Genomic DNA, 2,353 nt, shown 5'->3' on the forward strand with positions numbered 1-2,353 from the left:
CATATTATACTTTTTAGCCGTTGCGTTATCCACAGCTAAAGACTCTATTAGCTCTTCTGCGCTCTTGGGGGTTTGGGCTTTAAGGGGGGTTGTGGTAGAATGTTCTTCTCCCTTTTGGGCAAGATGCCCATGCCCAGACTCTTTAGACACTTCTTTGGAGCTTGTAGATTGGCCGAAAGTCTCTACAGGGGGGTTCTTATGTTCGTAAGCCGTGATGACCCATGTATTATTCCCTTTGCCAAACCACCCCTTAGATAAGCCTACCCTAAACTCCCCCTCTTTTGTCGGTATAACGATGGTTTTAATACCTGTGGGACTTGTTTTAGATTCTCCATTTTTAATCAGATACTCTAGCCCATTGGCCAACTTCTCCTCTATATTAGCCCCCCTAAAGCTCTCAAAGTCACTCGCGTGTTTCTCAAGGATTTTAGATAGCCCGTAACTCTTAGGCTTTTTAGCTCCCGGGCTGGCCTTTAGCTCATAATTCCCCCACACTAGATCAATATACCCCCCACTCTCGCCTAAGTCTGGGCGGTAAAACGCCCCGGCTACTTGCCCGCGTTTCTCTTGCAAGAGTTTGGCCACTGCTTCTTTCCCCTTAAGCGCAAATTCTTTAAAATTCTCCCCAAAAGCGGGGTTGGGTTTAATTTGCCCCTTAAGCCCTATTGCGCTAGAATCATCGGTGAGTTGGTTAGAAAACGTTTTAGCCTTAAAAGTCTCAGCGAGTATATTTGGGGCTTTCTCATCAATGTATAACACTTCCCCTAAATCACTAACAATATTCTTCAGCCTATTTAAAGTTTTATAGGAATTGGTGCGGATCGTCCAAGATCCATCATTGGAACGGGCTACGCTGGTAAAATAATATTTTTTACCCATATCTTTAACAAAGATTAACGCATTTTCTTTGTCCCTTAAAATCATATCGCTTTGCTCTAAAGTCGGCTTAATCAAGGGCAAAAACTCTTCTCTTTGGCGTTTTTCTAATTTAACCAAGCTCCCCCTAGTGAGTTTGATTGGCTCCCCTTTGAGTATAGGCTCTAAAGCTTCTTGCACTTGGGGGCTAAAACTAGGAATAAAGGGCGCATCAAGGCTTTTAAGATTAAAAGTTGTTAGCCACTCCTCTTCTAATGCCCCATCCTGCAACTGGGCTAATCTGCTTTGTTTGTGTCGGGTTAATTCATATGCGCTTGGGGCTGTGCTTTTAAGCTCTTTGGCCTTGTTTAAGGCTTGTAAAATTTGGGCGTGGTTTAAATACGCTTGCCTGCCTTCTTGGAGGATTTGCATCGTGCTTTTAATGTCTTCTTTAAAAATCACGCCCTTAATATCCACTTCTCTTTTATAAGGCAATAACCCCGCGATGCGCTCTTTGTTTTCTTGCACCAACACTTTAGTCTGCGCGGGGCTAAGGCCTTGTTCTTTAGCCCTTTGCACCACCTCATAAGTGCTCTTATAGGGCAATAGGGGGGTTTGATTGTTAAGCGGGGGTTTGGTAGGATTGGGTAAAGGAGTTTGTATGCCTGAATCTATCCCCTTACCACCGGTTAAAATCTCTTCTTTTTGGTTTAACACCGAGTCGGGGCGTTTATACGCTATCTCTGCGCCCGGTGAAGAAGGGGTTTTTGAATTTGACTTTAAACGCAAGATGTGGGTTAAGTTTGAATCTGTGTCGGCGTTTAGGCGGTTTAGCGACTTTGCCGAAGTGGATTCAGTAGAGATCACTTCAAACGATGTTAAAAGCTTAATATCAAGGTCTGAATCTTGACCTAAAGCCTTACTTTCTTGTTTGAGCTGGGCTAATTCCTCCTTGCTTAGCGTGGGGTTAATCTCTTCCTCTCTGATAATATGGTACTTTTCATCTTGCTTCTTTTTAACCGCCCAATTCTTGGGTGTATGGACTTGGATTTCAGCGGGGATATTGTTGTGCTTGAAGTGGATATGAATCCCCTCATAGCCACTGCCCCGATTTTCTTTATACTCGATTGTGTGGGGGATTTGCGCCTCTCTTAGCTTGATGGCAATTTGGGCTAACTGCTCATCTAGCACTTCTCTATCTTTGGCAATAATGGCCCCCCTTAACAAGTCATTCACGCTTTCTATGCGGCCCTGCTTGCGTTCTAACTTGCTCTCAATGCTCCCCACACTCTTGAGCAAATTCCCCGCCTCTAATGTGCTACTAGGCTGGCTTAATCCCTCTAAGAGTTGCTTAAAGCCCTGCTCTTGCTCTTTGGCGGTGGTGTAAAGCTCCCTAGCTTTTGCTGGAATCGCCTCTAAGTTAAGGGGGCTTGTGGTAGAATCTGTCTTGGCGGTTTGTGGTGGCGCATCTAAGTTGGCACTAGGCCGGGGGCTTAGG

Annotated in this window: 1 protein-coding gene; it reads right to left on the reverse strand. The window is 44.9% G+C overall.

Annotated elements, in window-relative coordinates; genetic code table 11:
- The coding region (locus tag EAO36_RS08865; RefSeq protein ID WP_268877268.1) for a putative barnase/colicin E5 family endoribonuclease at nucleotides 1–2,353 on the reverse strand (2,353 nt) is incomplete at both ends.

Origin of the sequence: Helicobacter mehlei (genome assembly GCF_003660265.1) — a bacterium.
In the GTDB taxonomy this organism is placed as follows: Bacteria; Campylobacterota; Campylobacteria; order Campylobacterales; family Helicobacteraceae; genus Helicobacter; species Helicobacter mehlei.